The 26,983-nt window shown below is 61.7% G+C and carries 17 protein-coding genes, 1 tRNA gene and 4 pseudogenes; 15 read left to right on the forward strand and 7 right to left on the reverse strand.

Going from position 1 to position 26,983, the window contains the following annotated elements; all coding sequences use genetic code 11:
* Window positions 1-58: 58 nt before the first annotated feature.
* From AB7531_RS10675 to AB7531_RS10695, 5 genes are all read left to right on the forward strand, one after another.
* Window positions 59-1,621 carry a 2-isopropylmalate synthase gene (locus AB7531_RS10675; RefSeq protein ID WP_063981681.1) on the forward strand — a complete coding sequence of 521 codons (1,563 nt, stop codon included), beginning with the start codon at window positions 59-61 and terminating at the stop codon, window positions 1,619-1,621.
* Window positions 1,622-1,794: 173 nt separating this feature from the next.
* Entirely contained in the window at window positions 1,795-5,397 is a 3,603-nt protein-coding gene (locus AB7531_RS10680; RefSeq protein WP_063981682.1) for a beta strand repeat-containing protein, read from the forward strand.
* A gap of 223 nt (window positions 5,398-5,620) precedes the next feature.
* Window positions 5,621-6,634, forward strand: coding sequence for a TRAP transporter substrate-binding protein (locus tag AB7531_RS10685; RefSeq protein ID WP_063981683.1), 1,014 nt, complete (start codon window positions 5,621-5,623; stop codon window positions 6,632-6,634).
* Between the two features lie 199 nt (window positions 6,635-6,833).
* Entirely contained in the window at window positions 6,834-7,442 is a 609-nt protein-coding gene (locus tag AB7531_RS10690) for a Spy/CpxP family protein refolding chaperone (protein WP_187387955.1), read from the forward strand.
* Between the two features lie 180 nt (window positions 7,443-7,622).
* Window positions 7,623-7,698: transfer RNA gene (locus AB7531_RS10695), tRNA-Lys, on the forward strand.
* A 61-nt stretch (window positions 7,699-7,759) separates the two neighbouring features.
* Here the strand turns inward: AB7531_RS10695 and AB7531_RS10700 are convergent.
* The gene (locus tag AB7531_RS10700) at window positions 7,760-8,782 is read right to left on the reverse strand and encodes a tyrosine-type recombinase/integrase (protein ID WP_441279945.1); all 1,023 of its coding nucleotides are present in this window, start codon (window positions 8,780-8,782) and stop codon (window positions 7,760-7,762) included.
* A gap of 1,221 nt (window positions 8,783-10,003) precedes the next feature.
* On the opposite strand from AB7531_RS10700, the gene AB7531_RS10705 reads away from it, so the two are divergent.
* The 4 genes and pseudogenes from AB7531_RS10705 to istB all read left to right on the forward strand — a co-directional run bounded on the left by AB7531_RS10705 (window position 10,004) and on the right by istB (window position 14,727).
* Window positions 10,004-11,248: an IS110 family transposase gene (locus tag AB7531_RS10705; RefSeq protein ID WP_063982112.1), complete on the forward strand. Its 1,245-nt coding sequence runs from the start codon at window positions 10,004-10,006 to the stop codon at window positions 11,246-11,248.
* Between the two features lie 538 nt (window positions 11,249-11,786).
* A pseudogene (locus tag AB7531_RS10710) lies at window positions 11,787-13,190 on the forward strand (ParB/RepB/Spo0J family partition protein); the annotation flags it as partial.
* A gap of 2 nt (window positions 13,191-13,192) precedes the next feature.
* A pseudogene (locus AB7531_RS10715) lies at window positions 13,193-13,816 on the forward strand (Mu transposase domain-containing protein); the annotation flags it as partial.
* An 8-nt stretch (window positions 13,817-13,824) separates the two neighbouring features.
* Window positions 13,825-14,727, forward strand: a complete 903-nt coding sequence (istB, locus tag AB7531_RS10720; RefSeq protein ID WP_441279946.1) for an IS21-like element helper ATPase IstB — start codon at window positions 13,825-13,827, stop codon at window positions 14,725-14,727.
* Here the strand turns inward: istB and AB7531_RS10725 are convergent.
* Window positions 14,691-15,539: an IS3 family transposase gene (locus AB7531_RS10725; protein WP_354133514.1), complete on the reverse strand. Its 849-nt coding sequence runs from the start codon at window positions 15,537-15,539 to the stop codon at window positions 14,691-14,693. The genes istB and AB7531_RS10725 overlap by 37 nt on opposite strands.
* Window positions 15,488-15,838: a transposase gene (locus tag AB7531_RS10730; protein ID WP_063981905.1), complete on the reverse strand. Its 351-nt coding sequence runs from the start codon at window positions 15,836-15,838 to the stop codon at window positions 15,488-15,490. The genes AB7531_RS10725 and AB7531_RS10730 overlap by 52 nt, the downstream gene beginning before the upstream one ends.
* Before the next feature lie 185 nt (window positions 15,839-16,023).
* Here AB7531_RS10730 and AB7531_RS10735 point away from each other — a divergent pair.
* A pseudogene (locus tag AB7531_RS10735) lies at window positions 16,024-16,449 on the forward strand (IS110 family transposase); the annotation flags it as partial.
* On the opposite strand, the gene AB7531_RS10740 reads toward AB7531_RS10735, so the two are convergent.
* Window positions 16,440-17,561 carry an IS630 family transposase gene (locus AB7531_RS10740; RefSeq protein ID WP_063981152.1) on the reverse strand — a complete coding sequence of 374 codons (1,122 nt, stop codon included), beginning with the start codon at window positions 17,559-17,561 and terminating at the stop codon, window positions 16,440-16,442. The pseudogene AB7531_RS10735 and the gene AB7531_RS10740 sit on opposite strands and share 10 nt — an antisense overlap.
* 340 nt (window positions 17,562-17,901) lie before the next feature.
* Here AB7531_RS10740 and AB7531_RS10745 point away from each other — a divergent pair.
* Window positions 17,902-18,534, forward strand: a pseudogene (locus AB7531_RS10745) (IS110 family transposase); the annotation flags it as partial.
* Window positions 18,535-19,206: 672 nt separating this feature from the next.
* Here the strand turns inward: AB7531_RS10745 and AB7531_RS10750 are convergent.
* Window positions 19,207-19,368 carry a DUF2934 domain-containing protein gene (locus AB7531_RS10750; RefSeq protein WP_084795003.1) on the reverse strand — a complete coding sequence of 54 codons (162 nt, stop codon included), beginning with the start codon at window positions 19,366-19,368 and terminating at the stop codon, window positions 19,207-19,209.
* 1,161 nt (window positions 19,369-20,529) lie between these two features.
* Here AB7531_RS10750 and AB7531_RS10755 point away from each other — a divergent pair.
* Entirely contained in the window at window positions 20,530-21,864 is a 1,335-nt protein-coding gene (locus AB7531_RS10755; protein ID WP_436855093.1) for an IS5 family transposase, read from the forward strand.
* 41 nt (window positions 21,865-21,905) lie between these two features.
* On the opposite strand, the gene AB7531_RS10760 is transcribed toward AB7531_RS10755, so the two are convergent.
* On the reverse strand, window positions 21,906-23,024 hold the full coding sequence (locus AB7531_RS10760; protein WP_084795340.1) for an NAD(P)/FAD-dependent oxidoreductase: 1,119 nt from the start codon (window positions 23,022-23,024) through the stop codon (window positions 21,906-21,908).
* Between the two features lie 394 nt (window positions 23,025-23,418).
* On the opposite strand from AB7531_RS10760, the gene AB7531_RS10765 reads away from it, so the two are divergent.
* Both AB7531_RS10765 and AB7531_RS10770 read left to right on the forward strand, forming a co-directional pair.
* Window positions 23,419-24,309 (forward strand): SDR family oxidoreductase, encoded by an 891-nt coding sequence (locus AB7531_RS10765; protein ID WP_187387967.1) that lies wholly within the window; start codon window positions 23,419-23,421, stop codon window positions 24,307-24,309.
* 103 nt (window positions 24,310-24,412) lie between these two features.
* Complete coding sequence (locus tag AB7531_RS10770; RefSeq protein WP_063981710.1) at window positions 24,413-25,000, forward strand: phosphatase PAP2 family protein; 588 nt, start codon at window positions 24,413-24,415, stop codon at window positions 24,998-25,000.
* Here AB7531_RS10770 and AB7531_RS10775 read toward each other — a convergent pair.
* Window positions 24,981-25,316, reverse strand: coding sequence for a hypothetical protein (locus AB7531_RS10775; protein ID WP_028160056.1), 336 nt, complete (start codon window positions 25,314-25,316; stop codon window positions 24,981-24,983). The two genes, AB7531_RS10770 and AB7531_RS10775, sit on opposite strands and share 20 nt — an antisense overlap.
* 1,155 nt (window positions 25,317-26,471) lie before the next feature.
* On the opposite strand from AB7531_RS10775, the gene AB7531_RS10780 reads away from it, so the two are divergent.
* The gene (locus AB7531_RS10780; RefSeq protein WP_063981712.1) at window positions 26,472-26,981 is read left to right on the forward strand and encodes a PAS domain-containing protein; all 510 of its coding nucleotides are present in this window, start codon (window positions 26,472-26,474) and stop codon (window positions 26,979-26,981) included.
* The last annotated feature ends 2 nt before the right edge of the window (window positions 26,982-26,983 follow it).

The following is a 26,983-nucleotide window of genomic DNA, read 5'->3' on the forward strand; positions in this document are numbered from 1 at the left end:
GGACACCTCAAGCGCCCAGCAGACTGACGGCGCAAAAAAGCTCAAAAGGAATTTTGCAATGGCCCCCGTGAACAAGTCCGATAAGGACCGCGTCATCATTTTCGACACCACGCTGCGCGACGGCGAGCAGTGCCCCGGCGCCACCATGACGTTCGAGGAGAAGATCGAGATCGCCGAGATGCTCGACGACATGGGCGTCGACGTCATCGAGGCCGGTTTCCCGATCACCTCCGAAGGCGACTTCCAGGCCGTCAGCGAGATCGCCCGCCGCTCCAAGAACTCGGTGATCGCCGGCCTGTCGCGTGCCAACCCGAAGGACATCGACCGCTGCGCCGAAGCGGTGAAATTCGCCAGGCGCGGCCGCGTCCACACCGTGATCGCGACCTCGCCGCTGCACATGCGCGTCAAGCTGAACATGACGCCGGAGCAGGTGATGGAGCTCTCGATCGCCAACGTGACCCGCGCCCGCAACCAGATCGACGACGTCGAATGGTCGGCCGAGGACGCCACCCGCAGCGAGATGGACTATCTCTGCCGCATCGTCGAGGCCGTGATCAAGGCCGGCGCGACCACCGTCAATATCCCCGATACCGTCGGCTACACCACGCCCGAGGAATATGCCCGTTTCATGCGCACGCTGATCGAGCGCGTGCCGAACTCCGACAAGGCGGTATTCTCGGTTCATTGCCATAACGACCTCGGGATGGCCGTGGCGAATTCGCTGGCCGGCATTGCCGGCGGCGCGCGGCAGATCGAGTGCACCGTCAACGGCATCGGCGAGCGGGCTGGCAACGCTTCCCTCGAGGAAGTCGTGATGGCCATCAACGTCCGCAACGACGTGTTTCCGTGGTGGAACAAGATCGACACCACGCAGCTGACGCGCGCCTCGAAGGTCGTGTCGGCCGCAACCTCGTTCCCGGTCCAGTACAACAAGGCGATCGTCGGCCGCAACGCCTTCGCTCATGAGAGCGGCATCCATCAGGATGGCGTGCTGAAGGACGCCTCGACCTACGAGATCATGCGGCCCGAGATGGTCGGGTTGAAGCAGTCGTCGCTGGTGCTCGGCAAGCATTCCGGCCGCCACGCCTTCGTGCACAAGCTGGAGGAGATGGGCTACAAGCTCGGCGCCAACCAGCTGGAGGATGCGTTCACGCGGATGAAGGCACTGGCCGACCGCAAGAAGGACATCTACGACGAGGACATCGAGGCGCTGGTCGACGAGGAGATGGCGGCCTCCCACGACCGCATCAAGCTGACCTCGCTGACCGTGATCGCCGGCACCCACGGCCCGCAGCGCGCGACCATGAAGCTCGACGTCGACGGCCAGATCAGGATCGAGGAAGCCGAAGGAAACGGGCCGGTCGACGCGGTGTTCAACTGCATCAAGGCGCTGGTGCCGCATGAGGCAAAGCTCGAGCTGTATCAGGTCCATGCGGTGACCGAAGGCACCGACGCGCAGGCCGAAGTCTCGGTGCGGCTGTCCCATGACGGCCGTTCCATGACGGCACGCGCAGCGGATCCGGATACGCTGGTGGCCTCGGCAAAGGCCTATCTCGGCGCGCTCAACAAGATCGTCATGAAGCGCCAGCGCGATACGGTGACGACGGCAGCGGCGAGCTGACGCTTCATCCTCGTCAATTCATCGGCAAACGCGGCGTCTTTGGCGCCGCGTTTTTCGTTTGGCACACGATCCCGTCATGTGGGGGTGCATCGCAATAAATATGTTATTAACATGTCATGTTAACATTCCATTAACCGGCAGCGTCGCGCGCCCTTGCTGCTGGAGAATTTGGAATGCCCCTTTCCGCTGGTTCGATCGCCTTCACCGGTTTCAACGGTGACGGCAACGATAATTTGTCCTTTGTCGCCCTGACCGACATCCCGCAGGGCACTGTCATCAATTTCACCGACAGCAACTGGAACGGCTCCGCCTTCGCCACCGGCAGCAATGCTGAGAGCACGATCGCCTGGACCGCGACCGGCGCGATTCCCGCCGGCACCGTCATCGACATCAACAACATCGGCAAGGGCACGTTCGGCACCAGCGCCGGCTCGGCGACCTTCACCAACGCCAACAATACCGGCCTGTCCAACGACAGCGAGGTCGTCTACGCCTATGTCGGCACCTCGACGGCGCCGACCTTTCTCGCCGCGATCTCCAATGTCGGTTATGCGACCTCGGACGGCACGCTGACCGGCACCGGCCTCGTTGCCGGCCAGACCGCGGTCAGCTTCACCGGCGGCCTCGACATCGTCGGCTATAACGGCCCGCGCTCGGGCCTTGCCGGCTTTGCGGACTACCTCGCCGCGATCGGCAACTCCGCCAACTGGGCGACCCAGAACGGCAGCGGCGACCAGAGCACCGACGGCACCACGCCCGACGCGCCGTTCCCGACGACCGCCTTCACCGTTGCGGCTCCAGCCACGCAGACGATCTCGTTCTCGCCGGCGAGCGTGTCGGTCGCCGAGGGGCAGAGCGGCACCAAGACCATGACTTTCACCATTGCGCGCACCGGCGGCACCACCGGCGTGCTCAGCTTCTCCGGCAGCTTCGCCGCCGGCACCACCGATGCAGCCGATTTCGGCGGCACGCTGCCGGCCGCGACCTTCAGCGGCAGCTTCGCCGACGGTGCGTCCTCGGCGACAATCACCATCACGATCTCAGGCGACACCACCGCGGAGCCCGACGAGAGTTTTACGCTCACGCTCACCAGCGCCAGCAATCCGGGCGCGGCGGTTACGATCGGCACCGCGACGGCGACCGGCACCATCGCCAATGACGACGGCACTCTCGTCTCCGGCAACTCGTCGAACCCGATCACGCTGGCGAACAATGATCATCTGACCGTCCTCGCCGGCGCGACCCTGTCGGGCTCGACCCCGGTCACCTGGATCGGCGGCAGCACCTCGCCCGGCACACTGGTCGACAATTCCGGCACTATCACCGGCACCAGCCGCGCGATCGCCACCAGCGGTTCGACCAGCGGCAGCCTCACCATCAACAACAAGGCCGGCGCCACCATCACCGCGACCAAGGACGCTGTGAAGATCTCGAACCTGGTCTCGGGCAAGAGCGGCACCTTCACCGTCAACAACGAGGGCACGATCTCGTCGACGGGGACCGGCAGCAATGCCGGCCAGGCGCTCGATCTCGACGACATCAATTCGAGCGGCGCCAATGCCGTCATCAACAACGCGGCAACCGGCGTGATCTCGGCGGCCGATGCCGACGCGATCCGGCCCGGCGCCAACGCCACCATCAACAATTACGGCCAGATCGTCAGCCACAATGCCTCGGCGGCCTCGTCCGGCAACGACGCGATCGACTTCCAGTCGGTCAACACCGGCGGCGTGGTCAACAACTACGCCGGCGGAATCATCGACGGCGCCCGCCACGCCATCACCGGCGACCAGCCGATCACCGTCAACAACGACGGCACGATCATCGGCCGCAGCGGCTCCGGCATCAACATGGACAGCGCGGCTAACACGACGACAACAGTGACCAACCGCGGCACCATCACCGGCACGGCGGTCGGCGGTGCTGACGCCGACGGCGTCGATGTCGACGGCCTGGTCTCGATCGACAATTTCGGGACGATCGCGGCGGTCGGCCTGACCAGCGGCGCCAACGGCCTCAACGAGGCGCTCGCGATTGGCGGCGGCTTCGTCCACAACGAGGTGGGCGGCCTGATCATCAGTGACCAGCGCGCGATCACCGTGGACGACAGCAATGACGGTAGCGCCTTCGGCGTCATGACCATCATCAATGACGGCACGATCCGCGGCAACAACGGCGAGGCGATCTCGATCGTCGGCACCTTCGGCGACACCGTCATCAACACGGGCAGCATTTTCGGCAGCGTCGCCACCGACGGCGGCAACGATACGCTCACCAACAGCGGCTCCATCATCGGCGACGTCTCGATGGGCGCAGGCGACGACAGCATCAATCTCGCCACCGCTTCGATCGTCACCGGCACGATCGACGGCGGCGACGGCGTCGACACGCTGGTGCTGTCGGGAAGTGGCTCCGGTTCGCTCCTTGGCACCGTCGTCAATGTCGAGAAGCTCGACGTCCAGAGCGGCGTCTGGCGGATCAAGGACGCGGCCGGCTATTCCGACATCCAGGTCGAGAGCGGCGCGGCGGTCGTGCTGGAGGGCGCGGCCAATGGAATGGTGGTTGCCGCGGGCGCCGCGCAGCTGGTGTTCGGTCTGGCCTCGAACTCCGTGATCTCGGGCAATCAGTACATCCAGATCGGCGGCTCGGCCGACGGCACGACGATCGAGGCCGGCGGCGACCAGGATATCCTTGGCGGTGGTATCGCGACCAACACCACCGTGGACGGTGGCACCCAGAACGTCTTCGGCGTTGCGATCCAGACCACGGTCGCGAATGGCGGCTTCCAGCACGTTCACAACAATGCTTTCAACACCATCGTCAATGCCGGGGGTGAGCAGAACGTCTACATCGACGGCAGTGCGACCGGATCCACCATCAATGCCGGCGGCATCCAGATCGATTGGGGCTTCACGATCATCACGACGATCAACGGCGGCGGTCAGTACGTGTTCGGCTCGGCGAGCCTCACGACGATCAATTCGGGCCTGCAGGCCGTCGAGGGCGGCGGCACGGCCTCGGACACGACGATCCATGGCGGCGGGCAGGACGTCTATCTGGGTGGAACCGCGATCAACACCACCATGGATGGCGGCGTCCAGTCGGTCTATGGCGGCACGGTGGTCCAGACCACGATCAGCAATGGTGCCCTCCAGTATCTCCACGGCAACGCGTCGATCACGACGGTCAACGCCGGCAGCCAGCAGAGCGTGTACGCCGACGGCACGGCGACCGGTACCACGATCAATGCCGGCGGAGTCCAGGTCGATTGGGGCGCCGCCAACGCCACCATCGTCAACGGCGGCGTGCAATATGTGTATGGCAGTGCGACCGGCACGACGGTCCTGTCCGGCACGCAGTACGTGCAGGCCGGCGGCAGCGCGGATGACACCACGATCGGCTCGGGCGCGCTCGCCTTTGTCCATGCGGGCGGCACGATCGACGACGTGATCTTCGCCGGTCCCAATGCCTCGCTGGTGCTGGCCCAGGCGTCGGCCTTCACGGGAACGATCTCCGGCTGGCAGGACCATGACAGTCTCGATCTCGGCGACATCCTGTTCAGCGACGGTCTGACGTCGATGGCCTATGCGCAGAACAACGACAACACCGGCGGCACGCTGACGGTCTCCGACGGCACCCACGTCGCGACGCTGCACTTGCTCGGTCAGTACAGCGCGGCCGACTTCGCGCTGTCCTCGGACGGGCACGGCGGCACCCTGATCACCGATCCGGCGGTCGCGCAGCAGGCCCAGCTCGCGCCGGCGCTGCACGGCTGAGGTTGCGAGAGGCGTCAGCGGCGACGGCAGGGTTTCCCTGCCATCGCCCTGCGTGAGCCAGTCCGGCAGATGTCCCCTCCGGATACCGCATTTTTGCAAGCCGCCCCCTGCTAAGGGGCAATGGCGCCTGTGTCCGCTTCCCTATAATCCTGCCTTCAAGTCTTGAATCTAAGGCTTTGGGGGCGACGGTTCGTGCCCCACCAAAAAACGTGCGGGAGGAAGCATGCGGAAACTCATTTGGGCTGCGGCATCGGTTGCGGTCTTGACCGGGGCGTTGGCCCTGACCGGGCCGGCATCGGCCCAATCGCCGATCATCATCAAGTTCAGCCACGTCGTCGCCACCGACACGCCGAAGGGCAAGGCGTCGGAGAAGTTCAAGGAGCTCGCCGAGAAGTACACCGGCGGCAAGGTCAAGATCGAAGTCTACCCGAACTCGACGCTCTACAAGGACAAGGAAGAGCTCGAGGCGCTCCAGCTCGGCAGCGTGCAGATGCTGGCGCCGTCCAACTCCAAGTTCGGCCCGCTCGGCATCCGCGAATTCGAGGTGTTCGATCTGCCTTACATCCTTCCGGACCTGAAGACGCTGCGGAAGGTGACGGAAGGCCCGCTCGGCCTCCGGCTGCTCAAGCTGCTGGACTCCAAGGGCATCACCGGCCTTGCCTATTGGGACAACGGCTTCAAGCAGATGAGCGCGAACAAGAAGCTGGTCACGCCCGCCGACTACCAGGGCGTCAAGTTCCGCATCCAGTCCTCGCGCGTGCTGCAGGCCCAGTTCAAGTCGCTCGGCTCGCTGCCGCAGGTGATGGCGTTCTCGGAAGTCTATCAGGCGCTGCAGACCGGCGTCGTCGACGGTCAGGAGAACACCTGGTCGAACATCTATACGCAGAAGATGCACGAGGTGCAGAAGTACATCACCGAGACCAATCACGGCTACATCGGCTACGTCGTGATCGTGAACAAGAAGTTCTGGGACGATCTGCCGGCCGACATCCGCGACCAGCTGTCGAAGGCGATGAAGGAGGCGACCGACTTCAACAACGCGCAGTCGCAGAAGGAGAATGACGACGCGCTGGCCGAGATCAAGAAGAGCGGCAAGAGCGAAATCATCAAGCTCACGCCGCAGCAGGACGAGGCGATGCGCAAGGCGATGGAGCCGGTCTACAAGGACGCCGCAGGCCGCGTCGGCCAGCCGCTGATCGACGAGTTCCTCAAGGAATCGAAGAGCACGACGAACTGATCAGGATCGACCATCAATGACGGGGCTTCCGTGCAGCCTGCGCGGAGGCCCTTTTTGTTGCAAAACATTTCAGTCTGCATCTGAATGGACATTCAGGGGAGTTACATCTTCGTAAGAACGCTCTCTCTGTCCAAGTTGTAAGTTGCGCGCCAGCCGTCCGGCGCTCATCCTCGCCGGCATCCTTCCAGAGGAGGTCCGTATGAGGAAGTTCACCATCGCCGCCATCGCCGTGCTCAGCATCGCCGGCTCGGGCGCGGTCTATGCCCAGTTTCATCGCCCGTGGATGGAGCACTTCCGCCACGTCCGCATGAACCCGGAGGATCGTGCCGCCTTCGTCGACGCGCGGATCGCCGCCGTCCATGCCGGGCTGAAGCTCAACGCCGACCAGGAGAAGCTGTGGCCGCCGGTCGAGGCTGCCGTGCGCGACTTCGCCAAGCTGCGCATCGACCGCGCCAACGCGCGGATGAATGCCGGCCCGGGTGACGCCGGCAAGAACGCCGACAAGCCCGAGGATCCGGTCGCCCGCCTGCGCCAGCGCGCCGAGGACATGGGCGCGACCTCCGCCGCCCTGAAGAAGATCGCCGATGCCGCCGATCCGCTCTACAAGACGCTCGACGAGGGCCAGAAGCGGCGCCTTGCCGTGCTGACCCGCCACCGTGGTCCGTTCGGCGGCGGTGGGGACGGCCCGTCCCGACACTTCATGGAACGGGGCATGGACCGCATGATGGAGCGCGGCATGGACCGCTTCCAAGGCGACCGTTTCGACCGTGACGGCGGCCCGGACCGGGATCGCGAGGGCCGGCTCTGAGCCTCCCCGTATTTCCCGAGGAATTAACCCCGGGATTGGCCTTGGCGAAGCCGCTGGAATCCAGCGGCTTTTCGCATTTTCGGGCCTGTGGAAGAACCTTGGAAAACATGCGCCACATCGCTTGCCATACCCGGATCGCTTTGCTAAACGACCGGCCTCGCAAGGCATTGACCGCTTTTCGGGCGCATAGCTCAGTTGGTAGAGCAGCTGACTCTTAATCAGCGGGTCCCAGGTTCGAGCCCTGGTGCGCCCACCATATAAATCAAGCACTTAGCATCTGGCTTGGTAGAGTAGGCGACCTCATTTTACAGGTCGTTTTACAGTTTTGTTCTCGCTTCGAGCTTGAGTACCGCAGCTTCTGCAAGCTGAATGTCGCGACCAAGATAGTGCGCGTCCAGAATGGCCTCGACGTCCTTTAACGAGTGGCCGGTCACGGCCGCGATCTGCGGTACGCTGGCGCCAGCGATCGCCAGCCGAACCACTGCGGTGCCCCTCAAATCGTGAAACGTCAGGTCGCCAATGCCCGCCCGTTCGCAGGCCTTTGCCCACGATGTTCGAAAGCCGTCGGAAGTCCAGGGCCGGCCGAGCGTGTTCGTCAGGATAAGAGGTCCCCGACGCTGCGTGGTGTCCAGCAGAGCTCTCAAGGGAGTGCCGGCAGGCATCACTACGCGGCGCCCGCCTTTCGACTGGCGGAGACGAATATGAGGGCTCTCGTAGGCTGACCAAGGTAAGCGCAAAAGGTCGCCTTGTCGTTGACCGCTCCATAAAGCCAAGATCAGCGCCAACCTGATCTCTTCAGATGCAACTGATAGAACTGCGGCAATGTCCTGCTCGGTCCAGATCTTGTCGCGGCGGTCTGCGACGTAGAGCCGACCACCACGCTCGCAAGGATTGCTGGTGATAATGCCGCGATCTTTCGCGAAGGACAGAATGCGCGCCAACACCGTCCAGGCGAGATCAGCCTTGCGCGGCGTGTTGGCGAATTTGTCGCGCCAGCCTTTGAAGTCGCCGCGAATCCTGTGATCGGCGAGAGCGGCGATCGGCAGGTCAGCGAATTCTTCTTCAATGAGTTTGATGTACCTCAGATAATCGCGGCGAGTGGACGCTGCGATCTTGGTGAATTCCGGTGCCGCCTTGTATCGCGCGATGATTGACATGAAGGTGCCGCCGCGTGGCTGCCGTAAGTTCGAATGCGCCTCCTGGTATTGCTGGACGAAATCAGGGGTGCCTGGTTCTGCCTTGATCTGGGGGCCGCCGCGATAGGCGTAATAGTACGTCTTTGGTTCGCCGCTTGAGAGCGTCACCTTTACTTTATGAATCCCTTTGAGATTGACGCGCACGCTTTGCTCTCCACTCGTCCAGCGCGGATGTCGCAACGTCCGGAGTTTGAGTTCTGAGTAGTCCACTCAGCGAGTCTAACGCGAGATCGATCGCTTTCAAGTCCCATCGCGACGTGCCAGAAAGAGCAGAGGGTAGTCTTCCGATTTTTACCCAGTTCGAGAAGGTGCTGACTGACAGACCACAGTATGAGGCAGCTTGGTCACGCGACACCAGGCGCTGGCCAATACCGCCCCGAACAGAATCCATCGGAATTATCCAGTCGTGACAGCACCACGCCGAGGTAATTGGAAGATCGCACTTTCGCTGGCTGGCGCAACTGCAAGCACCGGCACGGAGATCAAGCTGCAGCCTTGTAGGAATGCGATCACGCAAGAAGAATCAAGCCAGATCAGGCGGCTCACATTGTCTTGAGATGCGACGAAATCCGTCGATCGCCGAAGATGGCGATCCTGGATCGGCTCACTCTCCCCGCCGCTGTCTCACTGATTCTGATTTGGGTGCGCGTGCGGTTGTCGCCGCATCGGGCTCTCGTGAACCGAGCGCGTTGCGTCTCGGCCATTCGGCTTCGATCCCTCACGCAAGCAGATATAATGTGTCGCTCGCCGGAGGCACTCGCACGAAGGGCTGCCGCTGCGCGGCACCGCTATCACTGCCCGTCGCGCGGGTGCCTTGTTAACCGGTCTCGCGACTGCACTCGGTCCCGGGTCCCGCCGCTACGCGTCGGCGCTATGCTGACCCTCCTGCGGGTGCCTCTTTTGATTCTCTCACTCTGCTCTTGTTTTCGATCTCTTGTTTTGGCCTGCGCTGACTTGCTCAACGTTCTAACGCTTGAGACCTAATGGGCGCTGCCCCTCGCGCGCGCCAGGGTAAAGCGCCGGCTGGCGCCGGCGCCGACCCGAGCGGTCTCCCCGGTCTTCCGTGCTTTCGAGGGCGTCACCTTCTCGAACGGCTGACATGCGCTCGTGCAGACCCGCGTCTATCGAGCGGCCCTTGCGGGCGGGCGATCCCTGTTCCAATCAGGATGCTCCTCACGGGGCTATCGTTGGCCTACGGGCTGATTCGTTGGGAGCCACCTGGTGATCCTGCGCCGTGAGCGCCCAGAGGGGACGAGTGCCCCGACGGATGAGCTGCGTTCGACGCCCCGTGGGGAGTTGCGCCATTGAGCGCCAGAACAGGGCCGGCGAAGATCGCAGCTGCCCGACTGCGAAGGAGGGAAGGGAATGAATGAAGACATAGCTGCCTACGTGGGTGTCGATTGGGCATCGGCGACACACTACGCTTACGCATTGGATGCCCAAGGCGCAAAACTCGGCCATCGTTCGTTCCAACATAGCGGTGACGGGTTGGCTGAACTGGCAGACTGGATCCAGCGCACGACGGGTGCTGAACCAGGCCGGATCGCGATTGGCATCGAGGTCCCGCATGGGCCCGTCGTCGAGAGCTTGATGGATTCGGGCTTCCTGGTTCATGCGCTAAATCCAAAGCAGCTCGATCGATTTCGAGATCGCTTCACCATGGCCGGCGCCAAGGATGATCGGCTCGACGCGTTCGTGCTCGCTGATGCTCTGCGGACCGATAGCCGTTTCTATCGATTCCTGGAGCCAGTGCATCCGACGATCATTCAGCTACGTGAGTGGTCGCGCATGACGGAGGACTTGTCTGCCGAACGCAATCGCCTGGCCAACCGCTTTCGTCATCAGCTCTGGCGCTATTTCCCGCAAATGCTTGAGCTCGCGGAAGACTGGTCGCAGCAGTGGATATTGGATCTTTGGGATCTGATCCCCACGCCGGCAAGGGCACGCGCCGTGAGGACGTCGACGATCGCAAGGCGCCTTAAGGAGAGCAGGGTAAAGAGGTGGACTGCGGACACCTTGCTCAATCATCTCCGCAGCACACCGATATCTGTTGCATCCGGTGTGACGGAGGCCTGCGTGGCGCACTGCGAGCTCATTCTAGGCCGTCTGCGGCTGGTTATGCAGCAGATGAAGCTTGCCATGAAGGAACTCGAGCGCCTGTGTTCGGCGGTGGCCGAACTTCCATCAGCGACCGGCATCGCGCCTCACGCCGATCCCGAGATCTTGCGGTCGATGCCTGGAATCGGAACGATCGTCCTCGCGGCACTTCTGTCCGAAGGACACGATGCGATCGTTCGCCGAGACGCTCAGGCGCTTCGGGGATTATCGGGCGTCGTGCCCGTCACGCGACGCAGCGGTAAGCAAATTGTCGTGGTCATGAGGCAGTCTTGTCCGCACCGTCTGAGGACCGCTGTCTATCATTGGGCACGCGTTGCGGTGCTGCATGACTTCCAAACGCGCAATCGATATGCCGCCTTACGCAAGCGCGGGCATTCCCATGCTCGCGCGCTCCGATCAATCGGCAGCAGGTTGATTGGCGTTGCTTGTGCCATGCTCAGGACCGGCGAACTCTTCGACAACGGCCGACCGCCGCAGTCCGCTGCGGCCTGATCCTGTCGTCGGCGAGACGCGAAGCTTCCAAATTGCGTAGCGTCGCGACGACGACAGGCCCGGATGTAACCAGTCGTTTCTTCACATCTGCGAGCGATGACACTTGGAGTGTTGTTGCCGTGCCGGCGTTGTTTTGCGCGTCGCTGCGCTCCCGCGGCGAAGGCTTAGGGCTCCGCCCTCAGCGCGCTGCGGAGTGCCTTCCGCCCAGCTTCGGTCGCTTCTCACTGACGCGATCGGCGACAGATATCTACGCTCCCTGCAGCCGGTTCCCCGCGAAGGCACTCGCTCCGCTTGCACACCCGCTGCTCGCCGCGAGGCAGGGCTTCGAGCGCGATGTTGCGCTCTTCACCCTGCCCAAAGGTGAGAACGGGAAGCTGCAAATGTTTGAGCGAACTTGCGAGAAGAAGGCTCTTGCAAAAGGTGGGGAGTCCCCTCCGCTCGGGTCGCCCTGGCGCTTGCTACCCCCGGTCTCGCCGACGGGCAGGGGTGCAGGCGCGGAGTGCGCGCTGCACCCATGGAAGCAAAAGGAAGAATGATCATGTCGGCCAAATCAGTTGAAATCATTCCCGCGAACGGGACGGAGGTTTTCATTCCGCTCAACAAGCTCAAGAAGTCCCCGAACAATGCGCGCAAGACGCCGCACAGCGAGGCGGCGATCGAGGGTTATGCGGCGAGTATTGCCGCCAAGGGCATCCTGCAAAATCTGGTGGTTGAGCCCGAGTTCGACGGAGCGGGAACGGCCACGGGGTTCTATCTCGTGACCATCGGCGAGGGCAGGCGGCTTGCACAGCTGCTGCGGGTGAAGCGGAAGGAGATCAAGAAGACCGAGCCGATCCGCTGCATCATCGACACCGCGAATGACCCCCACGAAATCAGCCTGGACGAGAATGTCACCCGCGAAAACATGTATCCCGCCGATCAGTTCGAGGCGTTCAGGAGGCTTGCGGAGGAGCGTGGCTTCGGCGCGGAGGAGATCGCCGCGCGCTTCGGGGTGACGCCGCATGTGGTGCGGCAACGCCTGCGGTTGGGTGCGGTTTCGCCAAAATTGATCGAGCTCTATCGCGATGGCGAACTGATCTTGGAGCAGTTGATGGCTTTTGCCATCACCGACGATCAGGCTCGGCAAGAAGGCGTCTATGAGCGTCTGTCCTACGACCGTGATGCCAGCACGATCCGGCGTCTGCTCACCGAAACCCATGTCGCTGCAACCGATCGCCGCGCGCGGTTTGTCGGGCTCGAGGCCTATATCGAGGCAGGCGGTACGATCCTGCGCGACCTCTTTACCGAGGATCGCGGCGGCTATCTGGAAGACGTGGCGCTGCTCGATCTCCTGGTGACAGCACGGCTTGGCCGGGAGGCGGACGCCTTACGGGCAGCCGAGGGATGGAAGTGGACGGAGCCCCATCTCGACTTCCCGCACGCCCACGGCATGCGCCGTGCCTACCCGCATCCGGTCGACCTTTCGGCGGAAGATCAGACCGCCCTTGAGGTCGCTCAAACGGAGTTCGACCGGCTGACCGAACAGCATCAGACAGCCGACGAACTGCCTGACGAGGTAGATGCGCGGCTTGGCGAGTTGGAGAACCAAATCGAGCAGTTTGAGGCGAAACGGCAGGCCTACGATCGCGGCGACGTCACGCGCGGTGGCGCGTTCGTCATCCTTAATCATGACGGCAGCGTCAGGATCGAACGGGGTTTCATCCGCGCCGAGGACGACAAAACCCATCCCGAAGCTGAGGAGGACGGTGACGGACTGGCCTCGGATGAGGAGGGTGGCGGCGACGATCAAGCCACCCGCGATGGTGAAGGAGGCGACGAGGAAAACGAGGAAGAAGAGGGGGAACAGAGACTGTCCGACACGCTGGTTCGCGACCTCTCCGCGCATCGCACCTTGGGGCTGCGCCTCAATCTGAGTGAGCAGCCAGACGTCGCCATCGTGGCGGCCAGACGATCTGGGAAGTGTTCGAAGCCGAACGCCCCAAACTCGTTCCCTATGCCGGCCGCTTCGACGGCTTCCATGCGGTGACGGCATCGGTCTCGAAGACCTGCCTGGTGCGCTTCGACAACAACAAGTACTCGGTCGCAGCCAGCGCAGTCGGACGACCGGTCGAGGTTCAAGCCTATGCCGATCGCATCGTGATCCGTCAGGATGGACGCATCGTTGCCGAGCACCCGCGATCCTTTGGCCGCGGCGATACCGTCTACGACCCCTAGCATTATGTGCCGGTGCTCGCCCGCAAACCCGGCGCCTTGCGCAACGGTGCTCCCTTCAAAGACTGGGTGCTGCCAGCCGCGATCGAGCGGATCCGGCGCAAGCTTGCCAGCACCGACGACGGCAATCGGCAGATGGTCGACATCCTCAACGCGGTGCTGACTGACGGTCTGCCCGCGGTGGAAGCGGCCTGTGCCGAAGCGCTCAGTCACAGCGTCCATTCGGCCGATGTCGTTCTCAATATCCTGGCCCGTCAACGTGAACCCGCCCCACCGGCCAACATCATGACGCCGGCCGCACTGACGCTCCGTCATGCACCGATCGCCGATTGTGCCCGCTACGACAACCTCCGGAGGACCATCTGATGGAACGAACCCAAATCTTCGACCTCATGGGCGAACTCAAGCTCTACGGCATGAAGGCTGCCTTCGACGAGATCATGGCAACTGCCGTCAAGCGCCAGCACGAACCTCAGCGCATTGTCGGCGACCTGCTCAACGCCGAGATCAACGAGAAGCAAGCCAGGTCGATCAAATACCAGCTCACCATTGCCAAGCTTCCGCTTGCCAAGGACATCGCCGACTTCCAGTTCGACGGCACGCCGATCAATCAGACACTCGTCAATGATCTTGCTGGCGGCGGCTTCATCGCCCAACAACGCAACGTCGTGCTGGTTGGCGGCACCGGCACAGGCAAAACCCACCTGGCCATTGCCATCGCCAGAAGCTGCATCCGATCCGGTGCCCGCGGCCGCTTCTTCAACGTAGTCGACCTCGTCAATCGCCTCGAGACCGAGACCCGCAACGGACGGCAAGGACGGCTCGCCGAGCATCTGACCCGGATGGACTTCATTGTGCTGGATGAACTCGGCTATTTGCCCTTCGCCCAGTCCGGTGGCCAGCTTCTCTTCCACCTCGTCAGCCGGCTCTATGAGCGCGCCTCCGTCATCGTGACCACCAATCTCGCCTTCGGCGAATGGCCGAGCGTGTTCGGCGACGCCAAAATGACCACCGCGCTGCTCGATCGGTTGACCCATCACTGTGACATCGTCGAGACCGGCAATGACAGCTGGCGCTTCAAAAGCCGCGACGACGATCACGCCACCCGCGCTCGTCTCGTCTCCGCTATCCCGGCCAGCTCCAACGAGCCGAGCGCTACCGTCAAACCGCGGCGCACGAAGGGGTCAAAATTGGACGCCGATGTGGAGTGGGCCCCTCGGAGCAGACGGGGTCAGGCTGCTGGTTTGACCGTTCGCCGGGTGTGTTGATCCTCGAATTGCACAGGACTGAGATAACCGAGTGCCGAGTGAAGCCGTCGACGGTTGTAAACCTCCTCAAGGAAGCGCGGAAGGTTTTCGGCAACGTCGATGAAGGTTTCGAATGCCATCGGATAAACGGCTTCGACCTTGAGTGTCTTCATGAAGCTCTCCGCCGTGGCGTTGTCGTATGGGTTGCCGCGCCGGCCCATGGAGCCGATCAAGCCGTGGGCGGCAAGATGATCGCGATAGGCAGCCGCAGCGTATTGTGATCCACGATCGGAATGATGCACGCAGCCGGGAGGTGGTTTGCGGCCTTCGATCGCGGCGGCCAGGGCCGCGAGCGTCAGCCGGGCGTCGATCGAGCGGCTGATGGCGTATCCGACCACTCGCCGTGACCAGGCATCCAAGATGACGGCGACATAGACAAAGCCGCCGGCGATGGCGACATATGTGATATCGGCCACCCAGAGTTGGTCGGTACCGGTGGGAGTGATGTCGGTGGCGAGATTCGGGAAGGTCGGCTGACCGTGATCGCTGTCTGTTGTCACCATGAAGCGGCGACGTAATCTCGGCTGAAGGTCATGCTCACGCATCAGGCGGCGGATCTTCTTGTGATTAACGATCAGGCCCTGCTGGCGAAGCGCAGCCTGGACGCGACGCCAGCCATAGTGCTCGAACTCGTCGCAGATAGTGGCGATCGCCTCAACGATCGCAGTATCATCGGCCGCCTTCTCAGAGCGGTCATAGTAAGTCGAGCGCGCAATCCCCATCAGCCGACATCCTTCCGTGACGGAGAGGCCGCGGGGCCGGTGATCGCGGATGTAGGCTCGCTTCTCCTCCGCGGTCGTGCATGCAGAGCCCCCTTTAGAAACTCGAGCTCCAGGGCCTGTTTCCCGACCAGCCTCTCGAGGGCGGCAATTCGCGCCTCATAATCCTGGAGAAGATCGGCCGCCGCCAAATCTTCATCGAGAGCGCCTGCCTGAAACTTCTCGACCCAGATCCGGATCAGATTGCGGGAGATGTCATGCCGCTTCGCGAGCCCGTGCAGCGTCTCGCCGCTCAGATACTCTTGCGACACCTGCCGTTTGAACTCGACGCTGTGGGTTCGGTGCTTTGCCATGGGCCTTCATCCTCTGAAAGCCCGGCCGTCCGGTCAATTACTGAAAGCCAACCTGTCCCCCCTGGAGGGCCCACTCCAATGAGGGGTCAAATTTACAGACGATGACGTAATTGCGGTCGGCGCTCGTGGCAGACAAGCTCCGTTATCGTTGAGCCCTCGCAATCAAATGATTCGAAGGAGCTCCCATGAAGCAGTACGTCGGGCTGGACGTCTCACAGAGAGAAACCGCTGTGTGCGTTGTCAACGAGACTGGTCAAGTAATCTTCGAAGGAAAAGCCAAGTCTAATCCTGGTGTCTTGACTGACCTGCTTAGCAAACATGCGCCTCATGCCGAGCGTATCGGCTTCGAGACCGGTGCGATGGCGAGTTGGCTATGGCATGAACTCCGCAGGGTTGAGCTTCCGGTGGTCTGCATCGACGCTCGGCATGCGCACGCAGCTTTGTCGGTCCGAATGAACAAGAGCGATCAGAATGATGCGCGAGGCCTTGCCGAACTGGTGCGGGTTGGATGGTATCGAGAGGTCAAAGTCAAAAGTGAGGAAAGCCAGAAGATCCGAGCGATCCTTGTCGCCAGATCTCGGCTAGTACCTCGTCACAGAGATTATGACTCTTTGGAAGTGGCGGGGTAGGCGCCAGCCATTTTGGCGCGAGCCTTGTCTGTTGTGAACATCCATTTGATGCGGGAGCGGGCGGCATTTCGTTGTCGTTCCCAGGCGGTGATTTCGCGGCGCAGTCGCTTAGGGTCGTCGATCCTGCGATCCAGGCACTGGCCCCGCAGGACGCCGATTTCGATCTCGACCATGTTGAGCCAGCTTGCGTGTTTTGGGGTATAGTGGAACTCGAGCCGTCGCAAAATCCGCCTGGCTTCGGCGGGCGGGAACGCCTGATAGAGGGCGCCGGCGGAGTGGGTCGATAAATTGTCCTGGACGACCCGGATGATCTCGGCGTCGGGATAATGGATGTCGACGAGATCACGCATGCATTGGGCGTAATCCCTTGCCGCTCGCCGCTCGGTGACCTTGACCTTGCGCCAGGGACGATGCACGTCGAGGAGAACGAAGAGATTGACCGTGCCATTGCGACGATACTCATAATCGTAACGTTCGAGCCTGCCGGGCTTGGCCGGGATGGGCTGACGCGTTTCGCCGATGAGTTGCACCGGGCTTTCGTCGAAGCACACCACTGGCCGCCTGGAGTCGGGTGCCTCGGCATAGAGGTCGAGCACATCCTCCATGCGGGCGACGTATTCGCCGTCGACCTGCGGAATGCACCACATGTCTTTGCGCCAGGGCTTGAGGGCATTCTCGGCCAGGCGCCGCCGAACCGTCTCGTGCGACAGGCTCTTGTGTTCGGTGAGCTTGACCATCGCACCCGCCAGCAGCTTTAGCGTCCAGCGGGCACGGCCCCTTGGCGGACTGGCGCAGGCTGTCGCCACCAGCAAGGCTTCTTCCTTGCCCGTGAGTTTGCGCTCCGCCCCGGGACGCGGCTCTTCGCTCAGCGCCCGCTCCAGATTGCCTTCCACGAAGCGTCGCTTGGTCCGGTACACGGTCGAGCCGCTCACGCCGACGCTCCTTGCGATCTCCTCGTCGCTGGTCTCGGCATCGGCGGCCAGCAAAATCTGCGCTCGCTTGAGCTTGCGGGACGCATGCTTGCCGCCGCTGAGCAGCGCCCTCAGTTCGGTGCGCTCGATTTGGCTGAGTTCGACCCGATAGCGTACATTCATGGCGTGCCTCCTCGTTCGAGGCACGCACGAACAACTGAATCGGATGGCCGGCGTGAGTCCTTCGACAAAACCCTTCACGCCCACGCAGGGGCAGTATCTGGCTTTTATCCACCTCTATACCCGGCTGCATCGCAGGCCCCCGGCCGAAACCGACATGCAGGAATATTTCCGCGTCAGCCCGCCTACGGTTCACCAGATGGTCCTGACACTGGAACGCGCCCGCCTCATCAGACGGCAGCCAAGGACGCCTCGCAGCATCGAGGTCCTCGTTGATCCGAAACTCCTGCCGGAGCTAATCTGACCGCCGGACCCAACCTGTCAAAATCACTGTGCAGAGCCACTAGTGTCCATGCGCCGAGACATCGAGAACCAGGTTCGCAGCTTGATCAAGGAATGTGGATTGCTTTTCCCTCGCGCGATCGGCCAACAGTTCCGCAACCAGGTCAGCGAACTCTTGGGCGTCGATCATTTGCTTCTCAGCGTGATATCGCCGCTGCTCTCGATCCACGAGAACGTTTGTCAGCAACAAGGTAAGTTCGACAACGAGGTCCGCCGGTTGGCAAAGCTGGACGAGACGACGCGTCGCCTGATGACGGTCCCGGGGGTCGGTGTCGTGACGGCCCTAACGTTCCGCCACACGATCGATGACCCCTCGCGCTTCCGATCGGCTTCGACGGTCGGCGCCTACCTAGGCCTTACGCCGAGGCGCAGCCAATCCGGCGAAACCGACACCAACGGAAAGATATCTCGATGGGGCGACCGGCTTCTCCGAACTTACTTGTTCGAGGCCGCCACTGTCCTTCTTTATCGAACCAAAAAGTGGTCTTCCCTAAAGGCCTGGGGCATGAAGCTCGCCAAGCGGATCGGCATGAAGAAGGCAAAGGTCGCCATCGCCCGAAAGATCGCCGTGATTCTCCACTGCATCTGGGTCGATGGCACATCGTTCGACTGGGGCCAGCCGAAGCCAATCTGATATTTGCTCGCAAGTTCCTGGTCCGGTCCGCCGGACTGGCGATGTCCCGCTGGGACGGTGGTCGTGGTGACCTCGGTCAATCGGCTGGTGGCGGTTCGCCCGCACTCCGCTGCAAACGTTGAGGCGCCCGATCCGGACATCATCATGAGGCGCTCGCGACCTCGGAAAGGACCATGACCCCAGCTACGACATCAACCCAACCCGCTGAAGCCGCCAACGACGTCGATTGCCAATCCCGCTAGGCAATCGTCTCGCCATCCGCGATCGCTCCGTCTCCGCAACCTGACCAGCTCCGACGGAGCAATCGCTACCAGCGTGTCACTGGAGAGAGGAAGAATGGTAGCTTGACAACAAACCGCAATTAAAGGGCCGATTGACATTCCAGGCTTTGGCCGCACCGGACGCTATCAGGACGCGCTTGTTCAGTGAACGGCCAAGCCGCGCTGCTTCCCCTGTTGGCCCTAAGCTGACGTTTTTGGGACCGTTGGCGTGAGGTCGGCTTATGACCCAACTCGGACATTTGCGCGAGACGGGGGTGGCGGCGAATAAATGCGACGCGCGTACGTTCGAGTAACCCACCTCAGCGCATGGTCGGAGCATGCTCCCGCTTGGCTAACGGCAGAGCACGGTGAACTAAGATTGGAGCGCTGCCAAAGTAGGGCGACAGCGGAATTAAATGTCGGCCCCCTTGTTGGGGTCACCACGCTCTTCTGCGCCCTGTAGTTCCTTCTGCGCTTGGTCCCAGAACTCGTCTTGGCGTCCTTCGGGGTTGCCCGCCTGCTCCCACAGCTCAAACGCGCGTTTCCGTATCTGCTCCTCGGTTGGGTGGGCCATCACGAAATCTCCCAGAGCGCAGGTCCTGCTTTGGACAGGAGGCACAAAGGGCAGGACCGCCGGGCCAAGTTCATCCTAAAGAGCCAATTCGAGCTTCGGAGAGTCGTTCCTTGTCTTCAGGTATGCCGCCGCCCGATCTTCCTCGTCTCGCCACGTGCCTTGTCGGCCGGATCATCCGCCAAGGCCCATATCAGCCGTATCCCGGCCGATGGCCCGAAGTCGGCTTCTGACCCCGGCAGACGTTTGCTGGGCTACTATTGTTCTGGCGTCACTCTGGTTCCGGGTGCACACTGGTTCCTTCACCGCTTGGCACCGTGCTTTGATCGGTGATGAGAACGCCGGTTGCGCTCCCGCCCAATTCACGCAGGGAAAGGAGAGTGCCATGGGACGACGCCCACAATCCCACATTGACGACAATCTGAACGTGGAAAGAACCCGCATCATAGCGGAATTGGAAAACACGCCGCCAGGACCGCGGCGTGATCTCCTAGAACGCAAACTGCGGCAGCACGAAACCGCTTCTCATATAGACGGGTGGCTAACGTCGTCGGGCCTACAACCCCCGGAGGAATAAGGCCGTCTCAGGCCAACCGAGGAATAGATCAATGAATTCGACTCATCGAACGATTTGCAAACGCGAGTGTATGCATGAACGGAACACGCAGTAACTCAAAATACGGGCTTCAAGCATTGGACGGGCAGCAGAAACAAGAGTACCGCGCATATATTATGGGCCTCGACGGACATATCGAGCTTCGCATCGATCTAATGTGCGAGGACGAAATCGAAGCCAGGAAGCGCGCCAGATCCTTAGCTGACGGGTGCGACGTAGAACTATGGTGTCAAGATCGAAAGATTGCGGAATTCAAGAGTGAGTAAGGCCGCCTCAGTTGGCGGCCTCTTTCGTGCTCACCATCCTGCTACATCACCTTATGGCCCATCGCTTGCGTGAATGCGGTGCAGCCGGCCTGTCCTCACGCCCAGCTCTATTGTCGTCCGTGAAGAATGCGGATTGATCTGAGAAATAAGCAGAATTTGTCTTGATGTAGTATTCGATTTTGCAGGAAAGCGGGGTGTTGGACCTCGCTTTCTTGCGTTTTAGGATTTTGCTTTTGGGCGATTCGTGATTCCCTGACGGCGTCGTCGACATTGGGGAATGCGATGAGCAAGCCGAGGGATGATCGCCAGAAAGACCTGTTGCTTCCGGCGCTTGATCAGATCATCGACATGGGTCATCCGCTGGTGCGGTTGGCAGCGCTGATCGACTGGAACATCCTGAATGAGCGCTTCAGTTCAGTGTGCCAAGCAGGGTCGGGCCAGCCGGGCTTGCCGACGCGGCTAGTCGCCGGCCTGTTCATTTTGAAGCACATGCACAACCTGTCAGATGAGGTGCTGTGCGCTCGCTGGATCGAGAACCCCTATTACCAATACTTCTGCGGCGAATTGAGCTTCTGCCACCGTCTGCCGTTCGATCGATCGTCGATGACACGCTGGCGGCAGCGGCTCGGCGAGGAACAGCTCGTCGCCCTGATCCAGGAAAGTCTTTCAGTGGCGCACAAGACCGGCGCCATCGGTCCCAAGGACCTGGAACGGGTGGTCGTCGATACCACAGTGCAGCCCAAGGCGGTTGCACATCCGACCGACGCGCGGCTGCTGCATCGAGCAATCACCAAGCTGGTCGGGCTCGCCAAGTGCAACCGTGTGCCGCTACGCCAGAGCTATCTGCGCCTGGCCAAGCGCGCCGCCATCATGACCGGCCGCTATACCCACGCCCACCAGTTCAAACGCGCCCGGCGGCAGCTCAAGTTCCTGCGGACACGGCTTGGCCGGATCATCCGCGACATCCGCCGCAAGATTGATGGCGATACGGTGCTGGAAGCTCGCTTCGGCCCGTTGCTCGGTTTAGCGCAGCAGGTGCGCAGCCAGGATCAGCATCAGCGCGGTCCGAAGGTCTATGCGTTACATGCTCCGGAGGTTGAGTGCATCGGCAAAGGTAAAGCCCGCGCGCCCTACGAGTTCGGCTGCAAGGTCAGCATCGCCACCCCTGTGACGTCTCCGAAGGGCGGCCAGTTCGTGCTCCATGCCAAGGCCCTGCATGGCAATCCCTTCGATGGGCACACGCTCGGTCCCGTAATCGCCGACATGGAGAAGCTCACCGGGGTGGAGACTCGCCGTATCCACGTCGACAAAGGATATCGCGGTCACAACCACCCGCATCGGTTCAGGGTCTGGATCTCGGGTCAGGTCCGCCGCGTCACAGCTTCCATCCGTCGCGAGATGAAGCGTCGCGCGGCTGTCGAGCCTGTCATCGGCCACGTCAAGGCCGAGCACCGCATGGACAGAAATTATCTCAAGGGACGCCTCGGCGACCGCATCAACACTGTTCTCGCCGCCGCCGGCTATAACTTCGGTCTGCTGCTGCGATGGCTCGCAGAGCTCTTGCGTGTCATCATCCGAGCCTTCTTCGAGACCGTCCCGGCTCGAAACACCGCTTGAGCCGGGCGCCGCCGCCAGTTCTTCACGAACGACTCTATTCTTCAGCCGACGATGTCACGGTCGATCGCAAAATCATCAAGTAGGAGTGAAGTGCCTCCCGAAAGCAGGCTGGCGATCAGCTCTGCCGCGAGAAAGCTGAATGTGATGCCATTCCCGCCGTAGCCGAAAGCAGCAAAGACATTCCTGTAACCAGGAACTCTCCCAATCAGGGGTAGCCCGTCACTGGTGGTATCGAAGGCGCCCGACCATTTGAAGGCCACATCGCCGGATGCCTGCGGCCAAAGCGCTTTCAGATATGCCCTGAGCGCCTTCACCTTGTCCGGCGTCGCTGCATCGCGGGCGTCTGGCTGAATGAGAGTGTCATCATCCTCACCACCCACGATGATTCGACCGTCCGTTGTCGTACGCGCATAATGATAGTTCTGAGACGCCTCCCAGATCAGTGCTTGCTCAGGCCAGAGATTGTGTGGCTGCGGGACCGTTGCGATCGCCCAACTGGACGCTGGTTTTTGGGCTCTGGGTCGCACAATGTCCGGCATCACATAACCGGTCGCAAGCACCACGTCGCGCGCCTCAACCGACAGTCCGCCCTCAAGACCGACAGTTACGCCCGATCCGGCGCTGTCAAACGCAATCGCATCGGCTTTGAGCAGACGAGCGCCGCGCTTGACAGAAATGCCGAGCAGGCCGCGCGTCAGTCGCACGGGATCGGCGTCGGCCGCATCGCTTGACAGGATCGCGGCAGCCCGGCCGACCGTGAAACGCTGCAGTAATCCGGCATAGTCGAGCAAATGTGACGGCAAATCGGCGCGGGACCTGACTGCATACTCGTCGTTGATGAGTTTTGGACTATCGCCCACGGCAAGATAGAGCGAAAGACGCGGCCGCATTTCGCAGGGAATTCCATGATGCGCGACGAGCGACATCAATGCCCGCGTTGCACCGTGGCTCGCGCGATAGCAGCGAACTGCTTTTTCAAAACCGTAGAGCTGCGTGAGTTCGAGAAGCGGACGGTCGATTTCCCACAGCAGCATCGCCGTGCTTGCGACCGTGCTACCGAGGCTCGGCAGCTCACGATCGATCACCACCACTTGCCGGCCCTGCCGGGTCAGGCGTTCGGCGACCAGAGCGGCGGTGATGCCGGCGCCAACGATCAGCACATCGCAGCGGAAACTCTCGGTCACAGGCTTGATGTTCGGGGGTGGTAGATTGGCCCACGGCGAATATGGGCTTCGCAGGTCGTCCTGTTCGATGTTGTCATCTCTAAAGATAAGACGCTCCCACAAACGCTCGGGCACCGTAAGGGCAACTCATCAAAGGTTGTGGCGTTCCCTACGTGACGGCGCAGCTGAGGGATTGTGGATCTCAAATGGGATCCGGCGCCCTCGTTTAGCAACGATACTCCGCTCCGCTGGTTGAGACTGCAAAGTTGCGGAGCCCTTCATGGCACATCGAGACAAGACTTCAGTATCCCGCCGGCAAATCGTCCGCGCGGCGAGCGCGACGCTCGCTGCGGCTTCGCTGGCATCTTCAACAGCGAAAGGAAACACTGATATGGCCGAGCAGGACCTGGTCGATCCCGTCACCCGCTATCCGAAGCCACCATTCAAGAAGCAGTCACAGCCCTGGCCCGGCCTCGCCGGCAAGATGGAACCGCGTCCCGATCACGGCGAGACAAGCTACAAGGGCTCCGGGCGGCTCGCCGGCCGCAAGGCGCTGATCACAGGCGGCGATTCCGGCATGGGCCGCGCGGCCGCGATCGCATATGCACGCGAAGGCGCCGATGTCGCCATCAACTATCTGCCCGCGGAAGAGCCCGACGCACAGGAGGTCATCGCCCTGATCAAGAAGGAAGGCCGTACCGGCCTTGCGCTTCCCGGCGACCTCAAGGAGGAAGCCTTCTGCAAGAAGCTGGTCGAGCAGGCTATGCAGGGCCTCGGCGGTCTCGACATCATCGTCAACAACGCCGCTCGTCAACAGACGCGCACCTCCATCCTCGACGTCTCGTCGGAGGATTTCGACGCGACCATGAAAACCAACATCTACGCACCGTTCTGGATCATCAAGGCAGCACTGCCGCATCTGAAGCCCGGCTCTTGCATCATCGGCACGACGTCCGAGCAGGCTTACGATCCCTCACCCGATCTCTACGATTACGCACAGACCAAGGCGGCGACCATGAACTACGTGAAGTCGCTGGCGAAGCAGCTCGCCTCGAAGGGCATTCGGGTCAACGGCGTTGCGCCGGGGCCGATCTGGACGCCGCTCCAGGTTTCGGGCGGCGCTACGATGGAGAAGCTCGAGAAGTTCGGCGGCATGACGCCGCTCGGCCGCCCAGGCCAGCCCGCTGAGCTCGCCTCGATCTATGTGCAGCTCGCCGCAGCGGATGCGAGTTATGCGACCGGGCAGGTTTATGGCTCGGCAGGCGGATCAGGACAGCCGTAATCGCTGAAGGCAGACGATTGAGCTCAGGAACCATCATCGGTCCTGAGTTTTACAAAACTGTCATGGAGAACATGTCGCCAGCTTTGGACCCCTGCCTGGACCGATGGCGCTCGTAACAGTCAAACCTACACGGATCGATGTCGCGATCGCCGATGAGATCGCGGCTCACACCGACTACGAGGTCGAGGACGCTTCCAAGGCCCTCACTTGGGGCGCGGACGAGCATGTGCTGCTCGCACTGGCGGCGGCAGGCTGGCTTTATGTCCAGCTCCGCAAGCCGCAGCAGGCCCGACTCGCAAATCACATTCTGACGGCCTCACTCGTGACGGCCGTCCTACCGCATATCCTCAAATCCGCGTTCGACCAGACCAGACCTGATCGGCTGACAATCGTCGGTCACCGGCATGGCGTTCCCGTCTCCGGGCGGGCACGCGATGCCTTTCCATCCGGTCATGCCGTCCACATGGGTGCACTGGCGTCCGCAGCGGGTCTGCTGCCGCCAGCGCGGCGTCGCACCGTGCGTGCTATCACGGTCGCACTTTCGCTGACGCGGATCTCGCTGCTTGCGCATTGGGCAAGCGACGTCGTTGCCGGTTTTGCGCTTGGCGCCGCGGTCGAACGACTCTTGCGGCCTTGGACATTGGCGGGACGTCGCCGCGACCCGCGACGCCCTAGAATTGAAAGGGCGTGATTGATACTGAGAGCTTGCCGTCTGTCGCCTTCTGCACGGAAAACTCGATCTCTTTCGAGGCCTTCACATCACCCACCGTGACTGAAATCGCGCCGCTGCATTGCAAGGTGTGCTTCTGATTGCTCCTGGAGGTCGTCACGATCTTCTCGCCGAGAAGGTAGAGCGGCTTGTTATTCTCCAGGCTGACCTTGGCCGTGGAATTCCTGGCGGCGAATTCGACCAGCGGATTGCGATGATCGTCCGAAACGATATCGAGGATGGCCTTTCGCGTTTCCGGAGAATCGCATTCAGGCTTTCCGCGACGATTTGCAATCATCTCAACGTTGGCAACGTCCTATTAAAGTTCCGTAAAGCAGAACTAGAGAGGCAATCGCCCCTGATCTTCGGACCAATCAATAATCTCGAAGAACATGCCCCGACGAAGCATTTCGGTCTCTAGATTGGCGGCATGCTCCCGCCAATTAGACGTTTCGCGAACTTGGAAGCGCGGTTTCTCTCCGGCAGCCTTCTGAGAATCGTCCGACGCGAGAGCGCCGCGAACACTTTCATACATCATCGTGATGCTGTCGTTTGTGAAAGCTCGATAGTCCATCGGTCCAACAAAAATGCCGTCGCCGGGTTGAGTTCAGCGACGACTCCAGTGGGAGTTCGTTGATATCGACTATGCGCTAGTCGGGATAATGATGGGCTTTGGGGGTTAACGGGCCGTTTCCTGCCCAATATCGGAGAGCGGGACCCGGCGTACGCTCGCTGCCTCGCCCTGTGCTAAAGCCTGGGCTCCACGCCAGGCGCCACACGCCTTCGCGAGAGCCACCAACGAACTGATCAGATACGTCTGGTGGCAGAATTGGCTGAGATCATCGAATGAGCCGCTCACCATGGTGGCAAGTTCACGCGCCGGACCATGCTCTGTTCACCAGCGACCCAACTCCAAACGCCGTTGCCGGTCTGCCGCTCCGTCCATCGTCTAGGACTATCTCGCGACCACCGGCCCGGCGAGGTCAAAGACCGCACGGGGACCCTGCATGTCCTCGCCAATCTAGGAAGCTTGGGGCTGAGAAAGATCGGCGTGGCGCGCTCCAGACAAGCAGAACCTCAGTGTTTCGCTATTACACTTTGTGCCGATACATTGAGGGCCTCGCGGCCATAAGTTACAGCCGTTGGAGGAGACAGCGCCCGGAGGTGGGCACGTTTCGCGGACCTTGCGCATCTTCAGCAGTCGTGGGGCACGCGGGTGCCGGGTATGGCCTGTCTTTTTTCCGCTTGATGCCACGAAAACCGAGTTTTGCGCGCCGAAGATCGGCGCCAGTGACGGCCGCATCGGGCTGCCCGTCCAACAGGCCCGAAGGAACCTGAATCCAGACAATCGGTTATCTCTCAGTTTTAGCATCACCGGTAGGATTGTATGCTTCGCCGGTAGGTTTCTTTTTTCGGGTATCGCTCGGTACTCTGAAACGGGGCGCGGCTGGTCATGGTGGATTATCGCAAAATCTTCGAAAGCTCTCCCGCGCTATTCCTTGTCCTCGGCGCCGACGAGACTTTCCCCATCCTGGACGCCAGCGATGCCTACCTTCGGGCCACTCACACGGAACGCGATGCGATCATAGGTCGCCCTCTGTTCGAAGTCTTCCCGGACAACCCCGAAGATCCGTCTGCGACCGGAATCACGAACCTCCGCGCGTCCCTCAAAAGAGTCCTTGCCGGGGGTCGACCAGATACGATGGCCGTACAGAGGTACGACGTCCGCGGACCGGGCGGCGACTTTGAGCAACGGCACTGGTCGCCCCTGAACTCTCCGGTGATCGGACCGGACGGGCGGGCTCAATACATCATGCACCGGGTCGAAGACGTCACCGACATCACCCGGGGCGACCGCGTGGCCGCGCTTGCAGACGAGACCATGCGGCTCGAAGTCATGCTGCGGGCGCAAGAGCTGCAGGAGGCCAACCGTCAACTGCGGGAGGTTACCGAGCAGTTCTAGGC

The organism is Bradyrhizobium sp. 63_E2_N1_3, from assembly GCF_052076005.1.
GTDB lineage: Bacteria > Pseudomonadota > Alphaproteobacteria > Rhizobiales > Xanthobacteraceae > Bradyrhizobium > Bradyrhizobium barranii.